This is a genomic window from Streptomyces sp. NPDC087263, assembly GCF_044744645.1.
Classification (GTDB): domain Bacteria; phylum Actinomycetota; class Actinomycetes; order Streptomycetales; family Streptomycetaceae; genus Streptomyces.
The window spans coordinates 159,874-184,570 of record NZ_JBIUYT010000006.1; the positions used below are offsets into that span (position 1 = coordinate 159,874).

General features: G+C 71.2%; 12 protein-coding genes. 10 read left to right on the top strand and 2 right to left on the bottom strand.

What is annotated here, in order from left to right:
• Positions 1-80 precede the first annotated feature (80 nt).
• The 7 genes from ACIPC1_RS21060 to ACIPC1_RS21090 all read left to right on the top strand — a co-directional run bounded on the left by ACIPC1_RS21060 (position 81) and on the right by ACIPC1_RS21090 (position 15,459).
• The gene (locus ACIPC1_RS21060; RefSeq protein WP_402519523.1) at positions 81-1,373 is read left to right on the top strand and encodes an MFS transporter; all 1,293 of its coding nucleotides are present in this window, start codon (positions 81-83) and stop codon (positions 1,371-1,373) included.
• The gene (locus ACIPC1_RS21065; RefSeq protein WP_402519012.1) at positions 1,318-4,590 is read left to right on the top strand and encodes a type I polyketide synthase; all 3,273 of its coding nucleotides are present in this window, start codon (positions 1,318-1,320) and stop codon (positions 4,588-4,590) included. The genes ACIPC1_RS21060 and ACIPC1_RS21065 overlap by 56 nt, the downstream gene beginning before the upstream one ends.
• Positions 4,587-10,178 carry a MupA/Atu3671 family FMN-dependent luciferase-like monooxygenase gene (locus ACIPC1_RS21070; RefSeq protein WP_402519014.1) on the top strand — a complete coding sequence of 1,864 codons (5,592 nt, stop codon included), beginning with the start codon at positions 4,587-4,589 and terminating at the stop codon, positions 10,176-10,178. Before ACIPC1_RS21065 ends, ACIPC1_RS21070 begins: the two co-directional genes overlap by 4 nt.
• Before the next feature lie 2 nt (positions 10,179-10,180).
• Positions 10,181-11,500 (top strand): M18 family aminopeptidase, encoded by a 1,320-nt coding sequence (locus ACIPC1_RS21075; RefSeq protein ID WP_402519526.1) that lies wholly within the window; start codon positions 10,181-10,183, stop codon positions 11,498-11,500.
• 4 nt (positions 11,501-11,504) lie between these two features.
• Entirely contained in the window at positions 11,505-12,278 is a 774-nt protein-coding gene (locus ACIPC1_RS21080) for a thioesterase II family protein (protein WP_402519016.1), read from the top strand.
• 11 nt (positions 12,279-12,289) lie between these two features.
• Positions 12,290-14,197, top strand: coding sequence for an amino acid adenylation domain-containing protein (locus ACIPC1_RS21085; protein WP_402519017.1), 1,908 nt, complete (start codon positions 12,290-12,292; stop codon positions 14,195-14,197).
• A gap of 95 nt (positions 14,198-14,292) precedes the next feature.
• Complete coding sequence (locus ACIPC1_RS21090; RefSeq protein ID WP_402519529.1) at positions 14,293-15,459, top strand: argininosuccinate synthase-related protein; 1,167 nt, start codon at positions 14,293-14,295, stop codon at positions 15,457-15,459.
• A gap of 23 nt (positions 15,460-15,482) precedes the next feature.
• Here the strand turns inward: ACIPC1_RS21090 and ACIPC1_RS21095 are convergent, their stop codons facing one another.
• Together ACIPC1_RS21095 and ACIPC1_RS21100 are read right to left on the bottom strand one after the other, a co-directional pair.
• The gene (locus ACIPC1_RS21095) at positions 15,483-16,976 is read right to left on the bottom strand and encodes a cellulose binding domain-containing protein (protein ID WP_402519019.1); all 1,494 of its coding nucleotides are present in this window, start codon (positions 16,974-16,976) and stop codon (positions 15,483-15,485) included.
• A gap of 352 nt (positions 16,977-17,328) precedes the next feature.
• Positions 17,329-18,663 carry a radical SAM protein gene (locus ACIPC1_RS21100; RefSeq protein ID WP_402519020.1) on the bottom strand — a complete coding sequence of 445 codons (1,335 nt, stop codon included), beginning with the start codon at positions 18,661-18,663 and terminating at the stop codon, positions 17,329-17,331.
• 294 nt (positions 18,664-18,957) lie between these two features.
• Here ACIPC1_RS21100 and ACIPC1_RS21105 point away from each other — a divergent pair, with 294 nt between their 5' ends.
• From ACIPC1_RS21105 to ACIPC1_RS21115, 3 genes are all read left to right on the top strand, one after another.
• Complete coding sequence (locus ACIPC1_RS21105) at positions 18,958-19,332, top strand: hypothetical protein (protein WP_402519022.1); 375 nt, start codon at positions 18,958-18,960, stop codon at positions 19,330-19,332.
• Between the two features lie 309 nt (positions 19,333-19,641).
• A complete protein-coding gene (locus tag ACIPC1_RS21110; protein WP_402519024.1) occupies positions 19,642-23,526 on the top strand; it encodes a helix-turn-helix domain-containing protein in 3,885 nt (1,294 codons plus the stop codon).
• Between the two features lie 237 nt (positions 23,527-23,763).
• Complete coding sequence (locus ACIPC1_RS21115) at positions 23,764-24,642, top strand: NlpC/P60 family protein (RefSeq protein WP_402519026.1); 879 nt, start codon at positions 23,764-23,766, stop codon at positions 24,640-24,642.
• Positions 24,643-24,697 lie beyond the last annotated feature (55 nt).

Sequence of the window (24,697 nt, forward strand, 5' to 3'; positions counted from 1 at the left end):
GCGGGGCGGGTTGATTCGTGACGACCGGCACGGCGGCGCTCGGAGAGCAGGCGCTCAGGGAACAGCGGTACCGGATCCTGGTGACCGGCTACGCGATCTCGTCGTACGGCACGTTCCTCAACATGGTGGCGCTCAACCTGTTCGTGTACGCCGTGACGGGCCGGGCGTTGGCCGTCGGCGTGTTCATGGCGGTGCGGCTGGCCGCGGGTTTCGTCGCGGGCCTGGTGGCGGGTTCGGCGCTCGCCCGGTGGTCGGCGAAGGGGGTCATGCTCTGGGCCAACGTGGCCCAGGCCGCGGCGCTGCTGCTCCTCATTCTGGCCCCGGACGGGCTCCACACCGTTTCGCTGTTCGCCGTCTCGGTGGTGGTCGGCTTCTCCGGCACCGTGTTCATGGTCGCCCTGCGCAGCTCCATTCCGGACATCGTCGGTGATGAACGCAAGACCTGGGCGAACTCCTTCATGGTGAGCGGGCGTTCGCTGGCCATGGTGGCCGGGTTCGCGTCGTCGGGTGTGGTGGTGTCGCTCCTCGGCTACACCGCGGCCTTCCTGGTGGACATGGCCTCCTTCCTGGTCTGTGCCCTCACCGTCGCGCTGCTCCCGATCGCCCTCGGTCCCGGCGGGGAGACGGCTGCCGCCGGTGCGAAGGACGCGGACACCGAGGGCAGGCGCCGGATCCTCTCCCGCTTCGTCGCGCTGGGCGCGGCACCGGCGCTCGCTCTGATGGTGCTGCTGCGCGGCGTCGACGCCCTGGGCTCCTCGTCGCACAACGCGGCCCTGCCCGTGTACTCCACCGAAGTCGACGCCGACAACCCGGCCGTGTTCGTCAGTGTCTTCTGGTGCGTGTGGGCGCTCGGCAACATCCTCGTCCAGCAGGTGTTGCAGCGGTACACCAGGCGGACCGGCCGCACGGTCGGAGCCCTGGGCTTCGGGCTCGGCACCCTCGCGATGTCCGGCGCCTTCATCGTGGCCTTCGCCGGGCTTCCGTGGGCCGCGACGATCGTCGTCGCGCTGCTGGCCGGCGCGGCCGACGGGCTCACCGAAGTGTCGTACACCTCCCACCTGCAGACCCTGCCGGCCGCGGTGCGCACCCATGCGTTCGGGACCTCGGCCACGGTGGAGAACCTCGGGTTCGGCGTCGGCATGATCGTGGTCGCCGCCGCGCTGGACTCCTTCACGGCGCTGTCGGTCGTCGGTGTCGCGCACGGCGTCGCCATCGCCGTCGCGCTGGTCTTCGTGGTCGGGGTGCTGCGGCAACGAGGAGCGCGGGACGTGGTGTCGGCGAGTGGCGGAAACAGCGAGAGCCAGAAGGGGGCAGACGATGCGGGACCGGCGCGTGGCGGTCGTCGGGATGGCGCTGAGGTTTCCGGGAGCTGAGACACCGGAGGAGTACTGGCAGGACATCCGGTCCGGGGTCTCGCATGTACGACGTTTCACGGACGCGGAGTTCGCGGCCGCCGGCCTCCCCGAGGACCTGTACCGCGACCCGGACTTCACCGGAGCCAGTGCGCTGCTGCACGACGTCGACGGCTTCGACGCGCGGTTCTTCGGGATGAGCGGACGCGAGGCCACCCTCACCGATCCTCAGCAGCGGCTGTTCCTGGAGTGCTGCCACCACGCGCTGGAGGACGCCGGGTACGCCGGTTCCGGGGAGCGGGTCGGTGTGTACGCGAGCGTCGGCTACCGCCTCTACTCCCTGCACAGCTATCTGGCCTCCAACATCGGCGAGTCGGTCAACGCCGCCGACTGGAACGCCGTGAAGCAGATCCAGGTCGGCAACTACGCCGACTTCACCGCCAACCGGGCGGCGTTCCGACTCGGGCTCAGCGGTCCCGCGGTGAACGTCGCGACGGCCTGTTCGAGCGCGCTCGTCTCGGTCCATCTGGCCTGCTCCGCACTGCTGGAGGGCGATGCGGAGGCGATGGTGGTGGGGTCCGCGGCGCTGCACCTGCCGCAGGTCACCGGGCACCGGCACATGAAGGGCTCGACGATCTCCAGGAGCGGTGCGGTCCGGGCCTTCGACGCCGCCGCGGACGGCACGGTCGGTGGCAACGGAGTGGCCGCAGTGGTGCTCAAGCCGCTGGCGAAGGCGCTCGCCGACGGCGACACCGTGTACGCGGTCGTGCTGGGCTCCGCCGTCACCAACGACGGTGCGGGCAAGGCCGGTTTCGCGGCCCCCGGGGTCGCGGGCCAGCGGGATGCGGTGCTTCGCGCGCTGGAGCGTGCCGGGATCTCCGCCGACGAGATCGGCTATCTGGAGGCGCACGGCACCGGCACCTACAAGGGTGATCCGATCGAGTTCGCCGCGCTCACCGAGGCCTTCCGTCAGCACACCGACCGTACGGGCTTCTGTGCGCTGGGCTCGACCAAGCCGGCCATCGGGCACCTGGACAGCGCCGCGGGCCTCGCCGGACTGATCAAGGCCATCCTGGTCCTGCGCCACGGCGTCATTCCCCCGCTGGTGAACCTCACCCGGCCCCATCCCCAACTCGGCCTGGACGACAGTCCGTTCACGCTTCCTCGGCGGTCCACCGCATGGCCGTCCCCGGGTCCACGGCGGGCGGGCGTCCACTCCATCGGCATGGGCGGCACCAACGCGCACGTGATCCTGGAGGAGGCCCCGGCGGCCCCTGCACGGGCGCAAGGCGCTCAGGTGCCTGCACTCCTGCCCCTGTCCGCGCAGAGCCCCGAGGCCCTGGAGGCGCACGCCCGTTCCTTCCGCGACGCCCTGGTGCGCGACCCGGGCATCGCACCGGCCGACCTCCTGACGACGGCCGCGCTCGGGCGGCGGCAGCTGTCCCGGCGACTGGTCGTGACCGCTCCCGCCGAGGGGCTGGTGGCCGCGCTCGACGCGTTCCTCGCGGCTCCCCGGGGCAGCGCGGCGCCCATCGCGCCGTACCGCACGGGGACCGTGGACATCACGGCACCGGCGGCCTCACCCGCGTACGTCTTCAGCGGACAGGGCGGCGGCCGTCCCGGCATGGCCGCGGCGCTCACCGGTCGGTTCCCGGTGGTGGCCGACGTGCTTGAGCAGTGCGCCCGCGTCCATGAGGAGGAGACCGGGGAGCGGTACTTCCTCGACCGGCTCGTCGGCGGGGCCGGCCCCCAGCAGTGGGACACCGCCTTCGCGCAACCGGCGACCTACGCCTTCCAAGTCGCGCAGGCCGAGCTCTGGCGGCGGTTCGGGGTGTCCCCCGCCGCCGTCGCCGGGCACAGCGCCGGGGAGTTCGCCGCCCTGTGCCTCGCGGGAGCCCTGTCGGTGGCGGACGGCATGCGGCTGATGTGCCGCAGGGGCAAGCTCATGCAGGACACCGAGCCCGGCGCGATGCTGGCCGTGTTCGCTCCGCTGGAGCGCGTACGTCAACTCCTCGACGAGAGTGGCCGATCCGGGTATGGGCGCCTCGAACTCGCGGTCTCCAACGGGCCCGCCCACCAGGTGGTCGCGGGCCGCCCCCAGGCGGTGGAAGCAGCCCGGGCCTGGCTGGCCGGACAGGGGGTGGCGGGCGAGCCGGTCCCCGTCGACCGCGCCTTCCACACCGAGTTGCTCGACCCCGTACTCGACGAGCTGCGCCTGGCCGTGGAGAGGACGGAACTGCGGCCTGTGCGGACGGCGTTCGTCAGCGGACTCGACGGGGCGGTGCGGGCGCCGGGCTGGCTGCCCGACGCCGACTACCTCGTACGTCAGGCTCGCCAACCAGCCGATTTCCACGCGGTGTTGAACACTCTCGCGCCGCACCACGCCCTGATCGAGCTGGGACCCGGCGCGCCGCTCACCGGCATGGCCCGCCGGGCGCTGCCGGACACCCTCTGTGTACCGACCCAGGGGCGCGGCTCCGGCACGGACGGACTGTGGTCCGCGGTGGCCGCGCTGCACTGCGCCGGCGTGGGCATCGACTGGGCGGCGCTTCTCGACGGCTGCGGGGGACGGCGCATCCAGCTCCCCAAGTACCCCTTCCAGCACCGGTCGTACTGGACAGGGCCGCCGCCGTTTTCCCGTCCCCGCCCCTGTCCGGCGGCGGACTCCGCACCCGCAAGCGAAGGTTCCGTGGAGGTTGGCATGACCGAACAGGCAGTCCTGGAACGGGTACTTGAGCTCACTTCGCAGCACCTCGGGTATCGCGTCGACGAGGTCGGCGCGGGGGACGCCTTTGTCGCCCTCGGTGCGGACTCGCTCCAACTCATCGGCATACTGCGGCAGTTGGAGGGCGAGTTCGGGGTGCGGGTATCCGCCCAGGAGCTTCTCGAGGAGGCGCCGACGCCGGAGCTGACCGCCCGGCTGATCGCCTCGCGGACGGGACAGGACCGACCGGAGCCGAATGCCGCGGTGTACTTCCCGACATCGACATCGACATCGACATCGGCTCCGGCTCCCGCACCGGCTCCGGCGCCCGCACCCGCACCCGCACCCGCACCCGCACCCGCACCCGCACCCGCACCAACCGAACCCGTTGCCGCCCCAGCCCCGGACTACGCCTCCCGCGCCGAAATCGCCGAACTGACCCGCCAGGTGAACCTGCTCGCCGAGACGCAGACGGCCATGCTGACCCAGCTCTCCGAAGCGATCGCCCTGCTCGGATCCGAGCGCGCCCGATGAGTACGTCCGCCGCGGACCGGGCTGCGGAACTCTCCCGGAAGCTCACCGAGCAACTGGCCGCGGCCAGGCGCCCTACCGCACCGTCACCCGCGCCACCGGCAGTGCATGGCCCGCACGTAACCCTCCCCGACGGCTCCGGCATGCTGGGCGACACCGCCAACACCCGTCAGCGTGCCCACGTCGCCGAGCTCGGCCGACGGCTGTCCGAGCGCACCCATACGTCCAAGGAGCTGGCGCAGAGCCGACGGTCCGTCCTGGCCGACAGCCGGGCCGTCGTCGGTTTCCGCCGTTCCACCAAGGAGACGCTGTATCCACTCTCCGCGCGCTCGGCGCGCGGGGCGCGTCTGACGGACGTGGACGGCAACGACTACACCGACATCACGATGGGCTTCGGCGCGCTTCTCTTCGGCCACGAGCCGGAGTTCGTCACGCGAGCCGTGCACGAACACCTCGCCCAGGGGCTGCGGTTCGGCCCCCGCCCCGTGGAGGCGGGTGAAGCAGCCCAGCTGCTCGCCGACCTGACCGGCATGGAACGGGTGGCGTTCGCCAACTCCGGTACCGAGGCGAACTCCGCCGCCATCCGGCTGGCCCGCGCCGCCACCGGACGCGACCGCATCGTCATGTTCCGCGGGTCCTACCACGGCCACATCGACTCCGTGCTCGGTCGCCCCGGCCCGGAAGCCGGGCGCTCGGTGCCCGTCTCGCGCGGCATCCCGGACAGCGCCGTGTCGGAGCTGATCGTCCTCGAATACGGCAGCCAGGAGGCCCTGGAGACCATCGACGCACTCGGCGACTCCATCGCCGCGGTCCTCGTCGAGCCGGTCCAGTGCCGCAACCCCACCCTGCGCCCGGTCGACTTCCTGCGCGGCCTGCGCGAACTCACCCGCCGTCGCGGCATCGTGCTGCTCTTCGACGAGATGCTCACCGGCCTGCGCCCGCACCCGCGCGGCGCACAGCACCACTTCGGTGTCGTCCCCGACCTCGCCACCTACGGCAAGGCACTCGGCAGCGGCTTCCCGGTCGGCGCCGTCGCGGGCCGCGCCGACATCCTGGACGGCGTGGACGGCGGCTTCTGGCGGTACGGCGACGACAGCCGCCCCGAGGTCGAGACCACGTTCTTCGGCGGTACGTACATGCAGCACCCGCTGTCCATGGCGGCGGCCAAGGCGGTGCTGACCCACCTCACCGACGAAGGGCCGGGCCTCCAGGAACGGCTCAACGCCCGCACGGACGCCCTCGCCGCCGACCTGAACACGTTCTTCGGGGACGAGGAATTCCCCCTGGAACTAAGCCACTTCGGGTCGATGTTCCGGTTCACCCGGCGGGCCGACATGGAGCTGCTCTACCAACACCTCCTCCTGCGCGGTGTCTACGTATGGGAGTGGCGCAGCTTCTATCTGTCCACCGCCCACACCGACAGCGACATCGAGCGGGTCTCGGACGCGGTGAAGGACTCCCTGCGCGCCCTGCGCCAGGGCGGTTTCCTCCCGGCGCCCCGCAAACGCACGCCAAAGCCGAAGCCGCAGCCGAAGCCCGCGCGCCCCCGTCCGGCCCCCGACTTCGGGGTGTACTTCTTCGGCGACTACCCGGACGCGACCGCCACCCACCGAGGCACCCAGCCCGCCGACGCCTACGGGCAGATCGTCGAGACGGCCCGTTTCGCCGACGAGCGCGGCTTCAGCTCCCTCTGGATACCGGAGCGGCACTTCCATTCCTTCGGCGGTCTCTTCCCCAACCCGTCCGTGCTCGCCGCCGCGCTGGCCCGGGAGACCAGCCGCATCCGGCTGAACGCCGGTTCCGTCGTCCTGCCGCTGCACGATCCGGTCCGGGTCGCCGAGGAGTGGTCGGTCGTCGACAACCTGTCGGGCGGCCGGGTCGGCATCGGCTGCGCCACCGGCTGGCACGCACGGGACTTCGCCCTCCACCCGGACCGCTTCACGGACCGCAAGGAGATCGGCCTCGCGCACCTCGACGACGTACGGACGCTGTGGGCCGGCGGCACGCTGCGCCGCGGCACCGGGGACGGCACGGAGACGGACGTACGGATCCATCCCGCCCCCGTGCAGGACATGCCGCCGATGTTCCTGGCCACCTCGGGCCGTCGCGATGCGTACGAGGAGGCGGCGCGGCGCGATCTGGGCATCGTCACCAACCTCATGAATCAGACGGTCGCCGAGCTCGCACAGAACATCGCCGCCTACCGCGAGGCCCGTGGAAGGCACGGCCTGGACCCTGACGCGGGCCGGGTCACCGTACTCCTGCACACCTATCTCGGCGACGACCACGCCACCGCGCGTGCACAGGCACTGGAGCCGATGAGCCGCTATCTGCGCTCCTCGCTACAGATGCGTTCCGCTGCGGGCGCACGCGGCGCCGGCCCCCAGGACGTGGCCAGGGCGCGCGACGAAGACCTGGACCACCTCTTCCGACGGGCCTACGACCGCTACTGCGACGAGCGGGCCCTGATCGGCACGGTCGGCACCTGCTCCCCGGTGGTCGACGCGTTGCGCGAGGCGGGCGTCGACGAGATCGCCGCGCTCGTCGACTTCGGCATGCCCGCCGACCTGATGCGCTCCGGGCTCGAACACCTCGACACCCTGCGGGGGCGCCACCACCCCGCCGCCGCCGATGTGTCGGGACCTGCGACCGACGCCCAGCGACGGCTCTGGCTCGCCTCCCGGCTGATCGGCGACGGTGCCGCGTACAACGAGGTCCAGGCGGTGCGGCTGCGCGGCCCGCTGGACGAGGCGGCGCTGACCGGCGCCGTGTCGGGGCTCGTCAAGCGGCACGCGGCACTGCGGACGGTGTTCCGCGCGGGCGGCGGGGACGAGACCGTGCGGCAGGTCGTACGGGGCGGGCTGGACGTTCCGCTCCAAGTGACCGACGCCCGGGGGCAGGAGGCCAACGCGGCGGAGGCGGTGGTCGCGGATGAGGCGGATGACGCGGCGATCGCGGCCCTGCTGGCGGAGGAGAGTTCGCGGCCGTACGACCTGGCCGAGGGGCCCTTGTTCACGCCGCGGCTGCTGACGCTCGCCGACGACGACCATGTCCTGGTCTTCGGCCTGCACCACCTCATCACCGACGCGCACTCCGCCGGGATTCTCGCGGCGGACCTGGAGGAGTTCTACAAGGCCGCGGTGCAGGGGCGTCCGCCGCGGTTCCCGGCGCCCGCCGGGAGCACGGTGGGCGCCGTCGAACCCGAGCGGGACCCGGCCGATCTGGAGTGGTGGCGGACCTACCTCGCGCCACTGCCGCCCGTGCCCGCGCTGCCCACCGACCGGCCACGCGGCCGTCGGGTGGCCGGCAGCGGCGCGGCCGCCGAGATCCGCCTCGACGGCGCGCGTACCGCCGGGCTCCAGCGGTGGAGCGGCCGGCAGCGCGTCACGCTCTTCGCCACGCTCCTCACCGCCTGGCAGCTGGTGCTCCGCGAACGCTCGGGCCAGGACGAGTTCGTCGTCGGTTCGACCTTCGGCCGGCGCACGCCGGAGACCGCCGACACCGTCGGTTTCCATGTCACCGTGCTGCCACTGCGGGCGTCCCTACCGGCGACGTTGCCGCTGACCGCCGCCGTACGGGCCACCCGCGACGCCCTGTTCGCCGCGGACGCGCACCAGTACGTCGACCTCGACGCGCTGCTCACGGACGTCAACCCCGACCGCGGCAACCCACGGCCGCTGATCACCGTGTCCGCCGACCTCGACACCGCGCCGCTGACCCGGCTCGCGCTCCCGGGGCTGCGCGCCGAGGCGGTCGACGGAGGTACCGAATCGGCGCCGCTGGAACTGGCGTTGATGGTCGTACGCAGCAGCGGCAGCGGCGGTCTGCGGCTGCGCATTCGCTACGACGCGGACCTCTTCGACGCGGCAACGGTTCGGGGGTATCTGGCTGACCTCGACCGCGTCCTCGGTGTCATGACGGGCGGTGGCGCTGAGCTGGTGGGGGACATCACCGCACCCCAGGAGAGGCTGCGCAGCGTCTGGCAGTCGGTTCTCGGAGTCGACGGCCTGGCCGACGACGCCAACTTCTTCGAGCTGGGCGGCGATTCGATCGCGGCGATCCGGCTCGTCAACCGGGTGCGTGAGGTGCTGGGTGCCGAGGTCGCGCTGGCGGACTTCTTCGCGGACGCGACCTTGGGTGCGATGGCCCGCCGACTGGGCGGCAGTCACGAGGACTTGGCGGACGTATCCGGAGGGGCGGGCCCTCCGGCCGACGGTGGGATCGTCGACCGGGCCAGGGTGAGTGACCAGCAGGACCGGATGATCTCCGGGCACTACTCCGTACCGCAGGCCCAGATCTGGAACGTACCGACCCGGATCCGGTTCCGGGGAGCCCTCTCCCCCGACGCGCTGCGCTCGGCGCTCACCGAACTGACGCACCGTCACCACAGCCTGCGGACGCGCTTCGTGAGGGAGGAAAACGACGGGGAGGACGTCTGGTGGCAGGAAGTGACGGCCGAGCGGCCGGTGCGCCTCCAGGTCGACGACCTCACCCGGCTCGCCCCCGAGCGGCGCCTCGCGCGCGCCGACAAGGTGCGCCGCGACCTGGCCGGGACGCCCATCGACATCACCCGTTCGACGCTGGCCCCGCCGAGGCTGTTGCGGCTCGCGGAGGACGAATGGGAGCTGATGTTCGTCCTGCACCACATCTGCGCCGACGGCTGGGCCCACTCGCTGCTCATGTCGGAGCTCGCCGAGCTGTACCGGGCCGCCGCGGCCGGCACCGCACACCGGCTCGACGCGCCCTCGGCCCAGCCCGCCGACTACGCCCGCCACCAGCTGGCGGCGAAGGACCCGGCCACCGAGGCACGCCGGGCCGCGTACTGCGCCGGCTATCTCGAAGGGGTCCCGGTCCGGCTCGATGTGCCCACGGACCACCCCCGGCCCGAGAAGCTCAGCGGCGACGGGGACACCGTGCGCGGCGTGGGGTCCGGTGAACTCCGTACGGTGATCGAGGAGTTCGCGGCCGAGCAGCGCGTGACACCGTTCGCGGTCACGGTGGCGGCCCTCGGGGTCCACCTCGCCCGGCTCTCCGGCGAACGGGACGTGCTGCTGGCTGTCCCGTACGCCCATCGCGAGGGCCCGGCATGGGCAGCGCTGGTGGCGATGACCAGCACGTCCGTCATGGTCCGGATCCGCGTCGATCCCGCCGAGAGCTTCGCCGAACTCGTGTCGCGCACCGGCGCGGAGGCGCTCGCCGTGATGGCGAACGTCCTGCCCACCGCACAGATCCTGGACGCGATGCGCGACAGTGGCGCCACCGAGGTCCCCGACCGGGTGCCGTACATCCTGGCGTTCCAGAACTACCCCGACACCGACATCGAGATCCCCGGACTCGACGTCGAGGTGACGGATCTGGCGCCGCCGGTGGCCCGCGCGGAGCTGTGCTTCGGCATCTCACCGCGCCGTGATCCGAGCCTCGGATACCGGACCTTCCTGGAGTACTCGGCCGACCTGTGGGACAGGAAGACGGCCGAGGACCTCCTCGACTCCTACCTCACGCTGCTCGACGACCTGTGCGCGCACCCCGACCGCCGGGTCGCGGCGGCACCCACCCCACACGCCACATCCCGAGAGGCAGACTCCGAGTGACCATCTCCACCCCGATCTCCACCCCCACCGACCACAGCCACAACGAGGACCTGCTCGCCTTCCTCAGGGACAGTCCCTCGCCGTACCACGCCGTGGCCCAGGCCGCGCGCCGCCTGGAGAAGGCGGGCTTCACGGAGTTGCGGGAGACCGAGGAGTGGGGCGGGCACAGCGGGGGCGTCTTCATCACCCGTGCCGGTGCCCTGATCGCGTGGTACGTCCCCGCGGGCGCGCCCGCCCACACCCCCTTCAGGATCGTCGGAGCGCACACCGACTCCCCCAACCTGCGGGTCAAGCCGACGCCGGACACCGCCTCCGCGGGCTGGCAGCAGATCGCCGTGGAGATCTACGGCGGGGTCCCGCTCAACACCTGGCTCGACCGGGACCTGGGTATCTCGGGGCGGCTCTCCCTGCGTGACGGCACCTCGGTCCTCGTCAAGATCGACGAACCGCTGTTCCGCGTACCGCAGTTGGCCATCCATCTGGACCGCTCGGCCAACGAGGGCCTCTCGCTCGACCGGCAGCGCCAGACCCAGCCCATCTGGTCCCTGGGCGAGCGGGAACAGGGCGCGCTGCTGCGCAGGGTCGCGGCCGCGGCGGATCTGGCGGCCACGGAGGTTCTCGGCTGGGACCTGATGCTGCACGACATCCAGGCACCCGGACACCTGGGCGCGGAACGCGAGTTCCTGGTGTCCGCCCGTATGGACAACCTGGTGTCCGTGCACGCGGGTGTCACGGCGCTCACGGCGGCGGCCGACGCGTGGGCGCAGGGCGCCGGGCCCTCGGCCGGTCCCCGGATCCCGGTGCTCGCCGCCTTCGACCACGAGGAGTGCGGCAGCGGCTCCGAGACCGGCGCCCAGAGCCCGCTCCTGGAGCGTGTGCTGAGCCGGTCGGTGGCCGGCCGGAGCGGCACCGGTGAGGACTGGTCGCGGGCGATGGCGGGCGCGTTCTGCGTGTCGTCCGACATGTCCCACGCGGTGCACCCCAACTACAGCGAGCGGCACGACCCGGACAACCACCCGCTGCCCAACGGCGGTCCCGTGGTGAAGGTCAACGTCAACCAGCGGTACGCCACCGACGGCACCGGCTTCGCCGTCTTCGTGGCCGCCTGCGAGCGCGCCGGAGTGCCGTGGCAGCGGTTCGTCTCCAACAACGCGATGGCCTGCGGCACTTCGATCGGCCCGATCACCGCGGCCCGACTGGGCGTCACCACGGTCGACGTGGGTGTGCCCGGCCTGTCCATGCACTCCGCGCGCGAACTGGTCGGCGCCAGGGATCCCGGCCATCTGGCCCGGGCGCTCACCGAGTTCGTCACGGCGGGCTGACCACGTGGCTGCGAAAAACGTCGTACTCAGAGGCGCTGCCTCGCAGGACGCCACCTTGCGTGTGCTGATCATTCCGCACGCCGGTGCCGGGGCCGCGAGCGGTCTGGCCTTCGCGGAACACGCTCCGGCCGAGTGGCTGGTGGCGACGGTCCGGCTGCCTGGCCGGGAGTCGCGCATCCGGGAGAGCGTCCCGGATCTGCCCGGCCTGGTGGCGGACGTCGTGGCGACCATCCGTTCCCTGCCCGGTCCCGGCACGGCCCCGCTGATCGTCGTCGGGGTGTGCTCCGGCGCGGTCATCGGCCTTGAGGCGGTGCGGGAAATCCTGCGTGACGGCAGCATCCATGGGAGCCGGGACCGGGTCGCGGGTCTGGTGGTCGTCTCGCAGTGGGCCGTGAACGAGAAACCCGATCCCGGACGCCGACTGCTGCGCGACACGGACGACCGGGACCAAGTGCTGCACATTCTCCAGGAGTTCGGCGGTGTCCCGGCGCCCGTCGCCGCCAACCAGGAGATGCTCCAGCTCGTACTGCCGGGCATCGTGGCGGACATGCGGGCCGTCGAGGACTACGCGTCGGACCCGGAGCCGCTCCTCGGCTGCCCGCTGCTCACCGTGTTCGGGGACGAGGACCACCTGTGCCCCGACGAGCGGACCGCCGACTGGTCCCTGTTCAGCGAGAACACCCGCAGTGCGTGGGTGCCGGGCGGTCACATGCTGCTGACGGAGAACCCCGCCCTGCTCGTGGACGCCCTCGTCGGCAATCTCGACCAGTTCGGGTGAGGACTACTTCGATGACGACTGCCGCGTTCGACGCACACCACCGGATCGACGCCCTCCTGCTGGAGCGGTGGGACCGCGACCCGGATCTCCCCGCGCTGGTGTCCGGCGACACCGTGCTGAGCATGGCCGAGTTGAAGGACCGGGTCCTGCGGGCCGCCGCCGCGCTGCGCGCGCGAGGTGTGGGGCCCGGGGACCGCGTCGTCGTCCACCACGAGCGGTCCGTCGACTTCGTGGTGGCCATGCTCGGCGTGGTGTTCGCGGGCGCCGCCCACGCGGCGATCGACGTGCACGACCCACTGCGGCGGACGCTGCGCACGATCGACGACTGCGCCCCCCGGGCCCTGATGACCAGCCCCGCGCTGCGCTCACGGTTCACAGGGGTGCCGGGCCTCGTGGTGGTCACGGACGACGAGTACGCCGTACGACAGCACGCGCGTCCTGCGACACCGGTGGCCGCTCCGGCGCCCCCGCCCTCTCCGGCGCCGCCGACCGCCTCCTGCGACGACCCCGCGGTCGTCATCTACACCTCCGGTTCCACAGGCCGCCCCAAGGCCTCGTTGATCAGTCATCGTGCCCTCGTCTCAAGGCTGTTGGCCCTACAGTCCACGCACCGCATGGACGAGCACGACCGGATGATCCACCACACGGTGTGCAGCTTCGACATGTATCTCTGCGAGCTGTACTGGCCGTTGCTGGCCGGAGCCACGGTCGTCATCGCGGCGCCTGGCCGGCAGCGCGACGCGGACTATCTGGCCGCGTTGATCCGGGACCACAGGATCACGACGTTCTACTGCGTGGTGTCCCTGCTCGAACTCTTCCTGCTGACCCGCGATCCGGCGGAGCGGTACGACGGCATCCGGCAGGTGCTCACCGGCGGGGAGTCGCTCAGCCCCGAGCTGGTCAAACGCTTCCACGCACGGTCCACCGCCTCGCTCACCAATCTGTACGGTCCCAGCGAGTGCACCATCTACTGCACCGCGTGGGTATGTCCGCGCGACCCCGACCTCGACACGGTGCTGATCGGTTCGGCCGTCCAGGACACCGAGTTGTGGATTCTCGACGAGGCGGGCGCCCCGGTGGCCGACGGGGAACCGGGCGAGCTCCACATCGGCGGCGCGGGCCTCGCCCTGGGGTATCTGCACCGGCCCGAACTCACGGCGGAACGCTTCGTCACCGTCCCGGCGGTGAGCCCGGACAGCCGCCTCTACCGGTCCGGTGACCTGGTCAGGGCCCGCCCCGACGGCGCTCTGGAGTTCCTGGGCCGCGTCGACGGCCAGGTGAAGATCCGGGGCGTCCGGATCGAGCTCGGCGAGATCGAGGCAACTGCCGCACGCTGCACGGGAGTCCGGCAGGCGGCGGTCGTCGCCCACGGGGCAGGGTACGAGAGGCGGCTCGCCGCGTATGTGGTGGCCGACGAGGGCGCGGAGTCCGAGGAACTGCCCGCGGTCGTACGTCGGACTCTGCGCACCTGGCTTCCGCCCTACATGGTGCCGACGGCCATCGAGGCGGTCGGCAGCCTGCCGTTGACGGCCAACGGCAAGCTGGACCGGCTGCTCCTCGAAGCGTGGACAGCACAGCGGACGGACGCTCCCGTATCCGCCACGGTGGCACACGGCACAGTCGTGGAAGTCGCCGACGCGGACGTGGAGAGCGTCGTGTCCGAGGTGTGGTGCGCGGCGCTCGGGACCGACGGCATCGGCCGCGACGACGACTTCTTCGACCTGGGCGGCGACTCCTTCAAGGTGGTCCGCGTGGTCGAGACCCTGCGGCAGCGGCTGGGTGCGGACATTCCGCTGGCCGCGCTGCTGCACGAGCCGACGCTCGCGGGTTTCGCCACCGAGCTGCGTCGCCTCATGGACATGGACATGGGCAGGGACACGAACAGGGGCATGAACAGGGATCAGGAGTCCGCGAGTTGAACCCTTCCGGATCGAATCCCTTCGGATCGAACCCAGTCGGATCGAACCCACTCGGAGAGACCCCCCGCCCAGGGCGTCCCGGGCGTCCCGGCGTCATCCGATCCTTCGCCGATCTCACACCCGAGCGGTACGACCGGGGCCGTCCCGTGGTCACGCTGTTCAGCGGCGGTCTGGACAGCAGCTATCTCCTCCACCGGCTGGCGAAGGCCGGTTTCACCGACATCCACGCGGTGAGCGTCGACCTGGGCGCCGCCGAGGACCCGGACGACCTGCGGCTCGTCACCGACCGGCTCTCCGTACGCCTGCACATCGTCGACGGGCGGCAGCGGTTCGCCGACGAGTACGTCCGCCCGGCGATCGCCGCCCAGGCCGTCTACCTGGACACCCATCCGGTCAGCTCGTCACTCAGCAGGCCGCTCATCGCGAAGCTGGCCATGGACATCGCGGTCGAACTCGGCGCCTGGGGAGTGCTGCACACGGCCAACCGCTCGCAGAACACCCTGCGCAGGCTCAACGGTGCGCTGGGACTCCTGGGCTATCAGGGCCACTACGGCAGCCCGTACGACCTCGACCCGGTGGACCGCGACCGCAAGGCCAGGGAACTGGAGGAGATCGGGATCGTCCACATGACCAAACGGGTCGCCAGCATCGACGCGAACCTGTGGTGCCGGGAGTTCGAGTCCGGGGTGCTCGACGATCCCGAGGAGCACACCGTTCCGGAACACCTGTACCGCTGGAGCGTGCGGGGCGAGGGGATCCCGGACGAGATGGTCGACATCGGGTTCGCCGAGGGGGTGCCCGTCTCCGTCGACGGCACGCACCTCCCGCTGCACCACCTGGTCGAGCGGCTCAACCACCGGGCGGGCGCCCATGGAATCGGCCGTTACAGCGGGCTCGAACATCTCCCCGGCGGTCACAAGGTGCTCGAACTCCGCGAGATGCCGGCCGCCACACTCCTCCTGAAGACCTATCGCCACCTTGAGACGGCGACGCTGGACGCGGAGACCGTCCGGGAGAAGATGCACATCGAACAGATCTGGGTGCGCGAGGCGCTCGAAGGGCGCTGGTTCGGAGAGCTGCGGCAGGCGAGCCAGGCGTTCGTCGATTCCTGTGCCGCCCGGGTGACGGGAACCGTACGGTGGCGGCTGCGGCCTGGCTCGGCGGACACCCAGTCCATCGTCGCCGCCACTCCTCGCTATATACGCAGCCGCGAGGAGTGGGAGAGGGAGTCGATCCGCGCCGACGGTCAGTTCGGCCTCTGAAGGTCGGCCTGTGAACAGGCGGGTCAGCTCTCGCTCGTGCAGCTCGCGCCGTTCAGCGCGAAATCGTCCGGGACCGAGTTGGTGTCCTGCCAGGTGCCGAGGAAGCCGACGGTGAAGGCGGCGCCCGCGGCGACGGTCCTGTTGTAGTCGGCGGCGGTGGCGGTCACCCGGGAGGCCTGCTGGAGGAAGGTGCCGTCCCACATCTGGGTGACGCGCTGGTCGTCCTGGAAGGTCCAGGCGAGCTGCCAGGTGGCGAGGGCCTTGGTGGAGGTGACGGTGACGGTGGCCTGGAAGCCGTCCGCCCACTGACCGGCGATCCGGTACCGCACCTCGCAGGTCGGCGCCGCGCTCTTCGCGGGTTCCGCCGCCTTCTGTGTGACATCGGCGGGGGACGAGGGCTTGCCCTGGGCCGCGGTGTCAGGGTTCGGGGTCGTCCCGGAGCCGGGGGCCGACTCCGACGGATCGGGCGACGCCGACGTGCCTGAAGGACGGGCGGTGGCCGACGGAAGCAGGGTTCCCGAGTCCACCACCGGCAGCCGGTTCCCCGACTCGCCGCCCGCTGTGGTGGTGCCACCCCCGGCGGCACTGTCGAAGGGCATCAGCGAGATCGTGAGCGCCAGCGCCGAGACGAGGACAGCCGTGACCAGGAGCGCGGTCCGGCCGACCCGAGACACGGCCGGCCGGCTCTCGGCGATACCCGTGTCCACGGACGCGCCCCGGCGTCCGCCCGGCAGACCCGCGTCCGCCGCCCGACGGCGGCGCTCCAGATACGCCAGGCCGCCCCAGCCGATCACCCCGCTCGCGAGCGCCGAGGGCAGCCCGCCGCCGTGCAGCCGCAGGCAGGCCGCCGCCTCGGCGCACTCCACGCAACGCGAGAGATGCCACGAGAGATCCTCCGGCGTCTCGGCGCCGGGCGAGCGGGTCACCGCGTCGAGGAGCCGGGCGTAGCTGCGGCAGTTGACGTCCATCGGGGTGTCGAGGTGGTTGCGATGGCAACGGTCCCTGAACAGCGCCCGCACCTGGGCGAGTTCCTCCGCCGCGGTCGGCGGGTCGAGGCCGAGCCGTCGAGCCACCACCGGCAGCGGCAGTGCCTCGACCTCGGCCAGCCACAGGAGTGCCGCGTCCGGTTCCTGCATGTCCCGAAGGCCACGCAGCGCCAGCGGGCGGTGCAGCGGCGGCCCGGTATAGCGGGCCGCCTTCTCGGAGTTGAGCCACAGCCGGAGTTCGGGGTCGAGCCGGTGGCCCTGCCCGTACTGCTCCCAGGCGGCGGCCGTGGTGCGAACGGAGGTCAGCAGCAAGGGAATTCGGGGCAGCCGAGCCGTCCTGCGGCCGGTACGATCCGTTCCGGAGCCGCTGGCGCGCGACTCACGGATGCCGTGCGTGAACGCCTCCGTCGCCAACTGCGTGGCCGCGGCGGAACCGGACGTGCAGAGATCGGCGTACGAGAGGACCACGTCCCAGCACTCCGAGAACAGTGCGGCCTCGGCGGCGTCCTGGGGGGTCGGCAGGTCGGGCATCGGTGGCTCCTGCGTCAACTACATCCATCTGCCAAGTCATCAAATGCGATGTCAACTCGTGCGTTGTGCAAAGGAGTTGGGGGCCGTCTCCACGACGGGGCCCGAGCCTTTCACGCTTCCCACACAACTGACAAGCCACGTAGTCAATTGACGTGGAAGGCGGTTGCGCGTTCGGGATCTCGACCTTCCGGGCACCTCAGGGAGGCCCCGCGTCTTGTACGTACGCAATGCGCCGAAGTATCAGCGCGGACGCCGAAGGGATGGCATGCCTGAGCGCACGCGGCCGGACCGTGGCGGGACGGACGTATCCCTGCCACCGACCGGTGACGGCGCGAAGCTGACTACGTGACGCCTACAGGCCGGACGGCTCCGTGACCGGCTCCCGGGCGGGAAGGCTGTCCATGAAGGAGCTCACCGAGAAGACGGCGTTGCCGGGGCCGGGCGGGCCGTATCCGGGCGGGGAGGCGAGGCCGAAGTCGTCCATCGTGGCGCGGTAGGCCTCCAGCAGCCGGATGTGGTACTCCAGCGGCGCGCCCTGCGGGTTGGCCTTGCCCAGCGGGGTGGTCGGCTCCGGGCACCAGGTGGTGAAGCGGGGGGTGATGCCGTGCGACATGAAGAAGCGCAGCCCCTCCGTCGTCGACGCGATGGCCTCGTCGACCGTGGTGAAGCCGAAGGGCTCGGCCATCTCCACGCCCGCCACGAAGTTGGGGATGACATTGCGCGCGCCGAAGACCTCCGCCGAGTCGAGGATGCGCTTGTGCCACTCGCCGCGGCCGACGTAACGCTCCTTGCCCGGGCAGTACAGCTCGAAGAGCCGCTGGTCCCACACCTCGTAGTTGGGGTGGTAGATCTGCACGCCGTAGTCCTTGAAGCGCTGTACGTCGTCCTTCGGCAGCGCCTGTGCGACGACCTTGCCGATCCACCGGTCCGGGAAGTGCTCCTCGATGGCCTTGGCATACATGCCGTAGAAGTCGGCCTCGTCGCGGCCCTGGAGCTTGGAGGTGATCGCGCCGCCGGTCAGCGTGTACGCGGTGGACGCCTTCGCGGTGTCGTACCGGTCGATGATCTCCAGGGCTTCGAGGACCTCGTCGACATCCTTCACGCCGGTGTACGGCCGGCCCGCCGCCTTGTGCTGGCGCCAGTTGTGGTTGATGTCGCAGTACTGGCACTCCTCCTTGGCACCGAAGTACTGGCAGACGCGGAAGACGGTGAGGTAGATCAGGTAGCCCCACTGGATGGTCGGGGCCACCTCCATCACGGATTTCCCGTTGGAGAGGGTGTGCTTGTAGTACTCGGGCATCGGCGGCACGCCGACGTCGGAGATCCGCTTCCCGTCGAGGTAGAGCCCGAGCACGCCGTCCTGGTCGGCGGCCACGCGGTACGGCGAGGACGGGTTCACGCGCACGGACACGACGGTCCGGCGCAGGTCGTACGGGCCACCGGTGAGGATGATCTCCTCGGGCGGGCGCCTGAGCGCGGCCTCACCCAGCTCGGGCAGGGTGCCGTGGTCGAAGGAGAAGATGAAGTACGACTTCGGCTTGACGTCACCGCCCTCGTTGTTGGAGAGAGCCGACGGGTCGAAGGCCAGGCCTCCTCGGAGCAGGTCCTCCTTGAAGACGGCTTCCCGGGGCACGTGCGGGAACCGTTCCATCAGATCCTCGACCAGCGCGGTGCGACTGCCGCCCATTCCGATCTCCTCGCTCCCCGTGTTCGAACTCCGTGCTCGACTCCTCACGGTATGCCCCTGCCTGTGCATGTGCCGTGGCGGGTCCGCCCCGCCTCACCGAGTGTTGCCCCTTGCCTGGATGTCCTGCCTGGTCACGGGTGGTTTCCCGGCCGTTCGCGCGACGGGCAACAGGAAACCCGTCGACCCCGGTGCGCACCGGCCGCAGGCTGAGGTCGTCAGCACACATCAGGGGGAGAAGAAATGGCACAGACGCAGCCGCTTCGATCGGATCCCACCAACACAAGTAGGGGAACCATGCACAAGATGTTCCGTGGCGCCGCCGCTCTCCTGACCACCGCGGCCGCGGTCGTCGCACTCGGCGGCACGGCCCAGGCACAGCCGGCCGCGCAGGCCGCTGACTGGGCCGGATGCCCCTCAGGGGCGGTGTGTATCTACCCGCAGAACCAGGACCCCGCCGTCAGCCCCTCCAACATCTACTGGGCGTACGGGCCGCACGACCTGAGCAACCAGACCGGGCGGCACTGGGTCCTCAACAACCAGACCGGCGGCGCGACCGCCGACCTGTGCCTGAACTACGGCGGCACGAACTGCAATTACCACATGCCTTCCCAGTTCGGTGCCTACGCGGACCTGACTCCGGTCAACTCGATCAAGCTGAACCGGCCGTAACTCCTCTTCCGGGGGTGGCGGCGCGACCACGAGCCTGTGCACGGGGGTCAACGGCTCGGGCTGCAACGAGACCGTCCCGGCGGGATGGCGCTACCACCGCGACCTCACGCCGATCAACTCGATCACCCTCAACCGGCCGTAACAACTCCCCTTCCACAAGGGCGACTTACTTCCTTCCACGGGGGACAACTTCCGGAGCCGCCGACTGGCGGCTCCGGAAGTTCCTGTTTTCGCCGTACCGGAAGGAAGGGGTCCTACCCCCGCAGTAGCCTGGGCATCCTGCGTCTCAAGACGTGGGCGCTCATTGCTATGGGGGATGCAGTGCGGGAGCAGCAGCACGGACACGTGGTCGGCGACCGGAGCGAGGAGGCGGAAGAGGCGGACCCCTCCTTCCCCGCGCAACTGAGACGACTGCGGCAACAGCGCGGTCTGTCCCTCGCCGACCTGGCCCGTCAGACGCACTACAGCAAGGGCTATCTGAGCAAGATCGAGACCGGTTCGAAGCGCGCCACCATCGACGTCGCACACCGCTGTGACCAGATACTGGGAGTGGAGGGCGAGCTGCTGCGGCTGCTGACGCGCCCCCCGAAGCGCGACGGTGATCCCGGATTCGACGCCGCGCCCGGACCGCAGTCCGACGGCGCCTGCCCGTATCGCGGCCTGGCGGCGTTCACCCCGAAGGACACAGGATGGTTCTTCGGCCGGGAGCGGACGACGGCCGCGCTGGTCGAGCGGGTCTTCGAACGGATCGGGAGCGGACCGCTGATGCTGGTCGCTCCGTCGGGCGCCGGCAAGTCGTCCCTCATCAACGCCGGTCTCGTACCGGCTCTCCAGCACGGTGGCGGGTTCCCGATGGCGGGCGCGGACCGGTGGCCGGTGGTGACGTTCACGCCCACCGCGCATCCGCTGGACGAGCTGCTGAACTGCGTCGCGAAAGTCCTGGGAAGCAGTCCCGGCATCACCGCACGGGAGTTGCGGGACCGGCCCGAGGCACTTCTTGAGGCCTTCCTGACGGACGAGACCCCGACGGGCCCCGATGACCGAAAGCCTCCCCCCGGCCGGCCGGTGTTGCTCATCGACCAGTTCGAGGAACTGTTCACCCTCTGCTCCGACGAGGACGAGCGACGCGCCTTCGTCCGGGTGCTCTGCGCCGTGTCCATGTCCAGCCCCGCCGCGACCGGGCATGAGGCTGCCGTCGTGGTCTTCGGCGTGCGGGCCGACTTCTCGGGGAACTGCCTGCTCCTTCCCGAGCTCGCGCCTGTCTTCGCCGACGGGCTGTTCGTGCTGCCCCCGATGTCCGTGGCCGAACTGCACGAGGCGATCACGCGCCCGGCCGAGCTCGCCGGGCTCACGCTCGAACGGGGCCTTGTCCAACTCCTGCTGCGGGACGCCGGGTTACGCGACGAACAGGGCTCCGTGGCCTCGGGGAACCGCTCGGACGACACGCCGTCCGGTGCGCTGCCCCTGATGTCCCACGCGCTGTTGACCACCTGGCAGCAGCGCGAGGGTGCCACGCTGACCGTCGCCGGATACGAGCGCGGTGGCGGGATCCGGGGGGCGGTCGCGCGTACGGCCGAGAATGTGTTCGCTCGGCTGTATCCGACCGAGCAGCGGACGATCCGCCGCATCCTGATGCGGCTGGTCCATGTCGCCGACGACACCGGGGCGACCCGGCGCCGGATGAGCCGGACCGCGCTGATGGAGCGGATGGCCGACGCGGACGGCGCCGCGAACGCGCTCGACGCCTTTGTACGGGCCCGGTTGATCACCATGGACAGCGACACCGTCGAGATCACCCACGAGGCCCTCCTCCACGCCTGGCCACGGCTGCGCGGCTGGATCCACGCCGACCGGGCCGGACTGCTGATCCACCAGCAACTGACCCACGCAGTCGATGAATGGGAGCGCGAGCGCCGGGATCCGTCCGTCCTCTACCGTGGAACCCGGCTGGACACCGTCCGCTCCTGGGCCGCCGAGTCGGACGGCAGAAACCGGCTGAGCCCGCAGGAAGAGGAGTTCCTCCGGGCGAGCCGGGCCGAGGAGGACGGCCGGGAGAAGCAGGCCAGGCATCAGGTCCGGCTCCAGCAGCAGTTGCTGCTCACGCTCCTCGTCCTGCTCCTCCTCGCGGTGACGGCAGGCGGTCTGGCGTACCGGGAGCGCTCGGGCGCTCTCCAGCAGGAGCGCGTGGCCCGCTCGCAGGCCCTCGCCGTCCGTTCCACATCCCTGGCCGCCGGTCAGCCGGAGGCGTCCATGCTGCTCGCCCAGGAGGCCTACCGCGCCCAGGCGACGCCCGAAGCGCGCGGAGCTCTCCTGAGCACCCAGTCCCAGCCTTTTATCGCCCGGCTGGGCGGACACACCGGGCCGGTCAACGCGGTGGCCTTCGCGCCGGGGAACGGGTCGCTGGCGACGGCCAGTTCGGACGGGACGGTGACGCTCCGGCGGGTGTCCGACCGCCGGACGACCGCGACGTTCACCGTCCCGGGGCGGGTTCGTTCCGTCGCCTTCAGCCCTGACGGCCGCCTCCTCGCGGCGACCTCCACGGAGGGGCCCGTACGTGTGTGGGGCACAACCGACCACCGTACGAAGGCGGTTCTCGCCGCGAGCTCGAAAGGTGCACTCGCCGTGGCCTTCGACCCCCGCGGAGGGACGCTCGCCGTCGCGACCGCCGACGGGACCGTCCAACTCTGGGACACCGCCCGGGAAGACGGGCCCGTCGCGTCCCTCACCGGCCACACCCGCAGCGTCAACGCGCTCGCGTACGCGCCGGACGGCCGGACCCTGGCCTCGGTCGGCGCCGACCGCACCCTACGGCTGTGGGACACGGTGCGTGCCCGGCCGCTCGCCGTGCTGAAGGGGCACACCGACGACGTGCTCGGGGTGGCCTTCGCTCCGGACGGGCAGAGCGTGGCAACCGGAGGTGTCGACCGGACCGTACGGCTGTGGGACGTGCGCAGCAGGCGGCTCACCGCCACGCTCACCGGACACACCGACGACGTCAACGCGGTCGCGTACACGCCCGACGGTGCCACGGTCGTCAGCGCGGGCGGCGACGGTACGACCAGGCTGTGGGACGTGCGCAACGGCCTGCTCACCTCGACGCTCGCCGGACACACCGACTACGTGATGGGGGTGGCCGTGGACTCCACCGGCAAGCTGCTCGCCACCGCCGGGTTCGACCAGTCCGTGGTGCTCTGGAACCTCGGCGGCCCGGTTCTGACGTCGCATCCGTTCACCGAGTTCTGGCAGTCCGCGTACAGCCCGGACGGCAAGCTGCTGGCCACCGCCGACGCCGATCACACGGTACGGCTGTGGGACGTGGCGGATCGTCGGATCGTGGCGACGCTCACCGGCCACCGCGAGGCCGTCTTCTCGGTGGCCTTCGCGCCCGACGGGCGGACGCTGGCGTCAGCGGGATCCGACGGCACGATCCGCCTGTGGGACGTGGCCACCCGCCGTCAGCTCACCGTCCTCACCGGTCACGAAGGGGGCGTGTTCTCTGTGGTCTTCGCCCCGGACGGGAGGCTGCTGGCCTCGGCGGGGTCCGACGGCACGATCCGCCTGTGGGACGTGGCCACCCGCCGCCCGCTCGCCACCCTCACCGGTCACACCGACTTCGCCAACGATGTCGCCTTCAGCCCCGACGGGCGCACCCTGGCGAGTGCCGGTGACGACCTGACCGTTCGGCTGTGGGACGTGGCGGCGCGCCGCCTGTCGGCCACACTCACCGGCCATACGGGCGCGGTACGGAGCGTGGCCTTCAGCCCGGACGGGGGGCTGCTCGCGAGCAGCGGCAACGACGGCACCATCCGCCTGTGGGATGCCCGGCGACACCGGCTCGTGGCGGCGCTGACCGGCCACACCAGCTCCGTGCGCGGCATCGACTTCTCCCCGGACGGCCGCATGCTGGCGAGCAGCGGCAGCGACCGTACGGTGCGGTTGTGGGACGTGGCCGAGCGTCGGCTGTGGGCCTCTCTGACAGGCCATACGAACGCGGTGTGGGGCATCGTGTTCTCCCCCGACGGGCGCACGGTGGCCAGCAGCAGCAACGACGGCACCGTACGGCTGTGGACCATGGACATCGAAGCCCGGTTCCGGTCCATCTGCCGACTGCAAGAAGGCTCCGCTTCGAAGGAACCGGAGGCGCTCATGCCCGGACTCCCCGTCTCGCTCACCTCCGCATGTGCCCCGCTGTGACCCCGTCGGAGAAGTGCCCTGCCCAGCAGGGGTTTCCCAGGGGTTTCCCGTTGCCCGTTCATCCGGGGTGACGCCGGGACCTCGACGAGCGGGGCCACGGGCCGCAGGCTGCTCCTTGCGCACGGAACTGTTCCTGGTGGCCCACTCGTCGCCGACAGGACAGCCACCGACGCGACTTGTCGATGTGTCAACCACACAGCGGCACTTCACCAACGGCTAGGGAAACGGGGGCCTGGCATGTACCGCCGGACCGGTCTCATCAGCACTCTCATCGCATTACTGGCTTTCGTCCTCTGGGCGCCCGCATCCGCGGTCGCCTCAACCGCGCCCGCGGGCGCGGCCGTTCGCGCGGCAGGCGCCGACGCCGCCTGTGCCGTCCTTGCGCCCGGAGCCTCTGCGGCGGCCGAGCGCGCCGTCGCTGCCGCCTGCGCGCAGGTGGCAGCGGACGTCTGGTACACGTGGGGCGGCGGTCACGGCTCGCAGCCCGGCGCCACGTACGGGCAGGTGGATCCCACCGACCCGGCCAGTGAGCACGATCCCGAGCGTCTGGGCTTCGACTGCTCGGGGCTTGTCCGCTACGCCTACGCCCAGGCCGCGGGGTCGGACATCCTGAACGGGGTGGCCAGCGCCCAGTACTACACGCATCGCGCCGCCGCACGCTTCACCGCCGCCGAGGGCCTCGCCCCCCTGCTCCCCGGCGACCTGCTGGCCTGGGGCACCTCCCAGGACCTGCACCACATCGCCATCTACCTCGGCGCGGGAAAGATGGTCGAGGCCAAGCAGTCCGGCACCAAACTCATGGTCAGCGATGTCCGGATGACGGGCTACTTCGGAGCGGTCCGCGTCAACACCGGGCCCGTGACCGGCAACGTCTTCCAGACCTGGGGCACTGGCGTGTGGACCAAGGCCGCGCCGTCCACCACGGCCGCGCGCGTCTACGCCTTCCCCCGGGCGACGACCGTCCGCATCGAGTGCCAGAAGCATGCGGAGTCGGTCACCGCCGAGGGCTACACCAATGACGCCTGGTCCTACCTGCCCGACTACAAGGCGTGGGTCACCAACATCTACATCTCGGGGCCCGCATGGCTGGACGGAGTGCCCACCTGCACCTTCTGACACCGCGCAGATCGAACACCTGCTGGACGTCTGCCCGCACAGGCAACACCACCAG

Bases quoted from the DNA above. Each gene is read 5' to 3' on its own strand.
- ACIPC1_RS21115 (WP_402519026.1), top strand. From the start codon at position 23,764: ATGTACCGCCGGACCGGTCTCATCAGCACTCTCATCGCATTACTGGCT.
- ACIPC1_RS21085 (WP_402519017.1), top strand. From the start codon at position 12,290: ATGACGACTGCCGCGTTCGACGCACACCACCGGATCGACGCCCTCCTG.
- ACIPC1_RS21100 (WP_402519020.1), bottom strand. From the start codon at position 18,663: ATGGGCGGCAGTCGCACCGCGCTGGTCGAGGATCTGATGGAACGGTTC.
- ACIPC1_RS21065 (WP_402519012.1), top strand. From the start codon at position 1,318: ATGCGGGACCGGCGCGTGGCGGTCGTCGGGATGGCGCTGAGGTTTCCG.
- ACIPC1_RS21105 (WP_402519022.1), top strand. From the start codon at position 18,958: ATGCACAAGATGTTCCGTGGCGCCGCCGCTCTCCTGACCACCGCGGCC.
- ACIPC1_RS21110 (WP_402519024.1), top strand. From the start codon at position 19,642: ATGGGGGATGCAGTGCGGGAGCAGCAGCACGGACACGTGGTCGGCGAC.
- ACIPC1_RS21095 (WP_402519019.1), bottom strand. From the start codon at position 16,976: ATGCCCGACCTGCCGACCCCCCAGGACGCCGCCGAGGCCGCACTGTTC.
- ACIPC1_RS21070 (WP_402519014.1), top strand. From the start codon at position 4,587: ATGAGTACGTCCGCCGCGGACCGGGCTGCGGAACTCTCCCGGAAGCTC.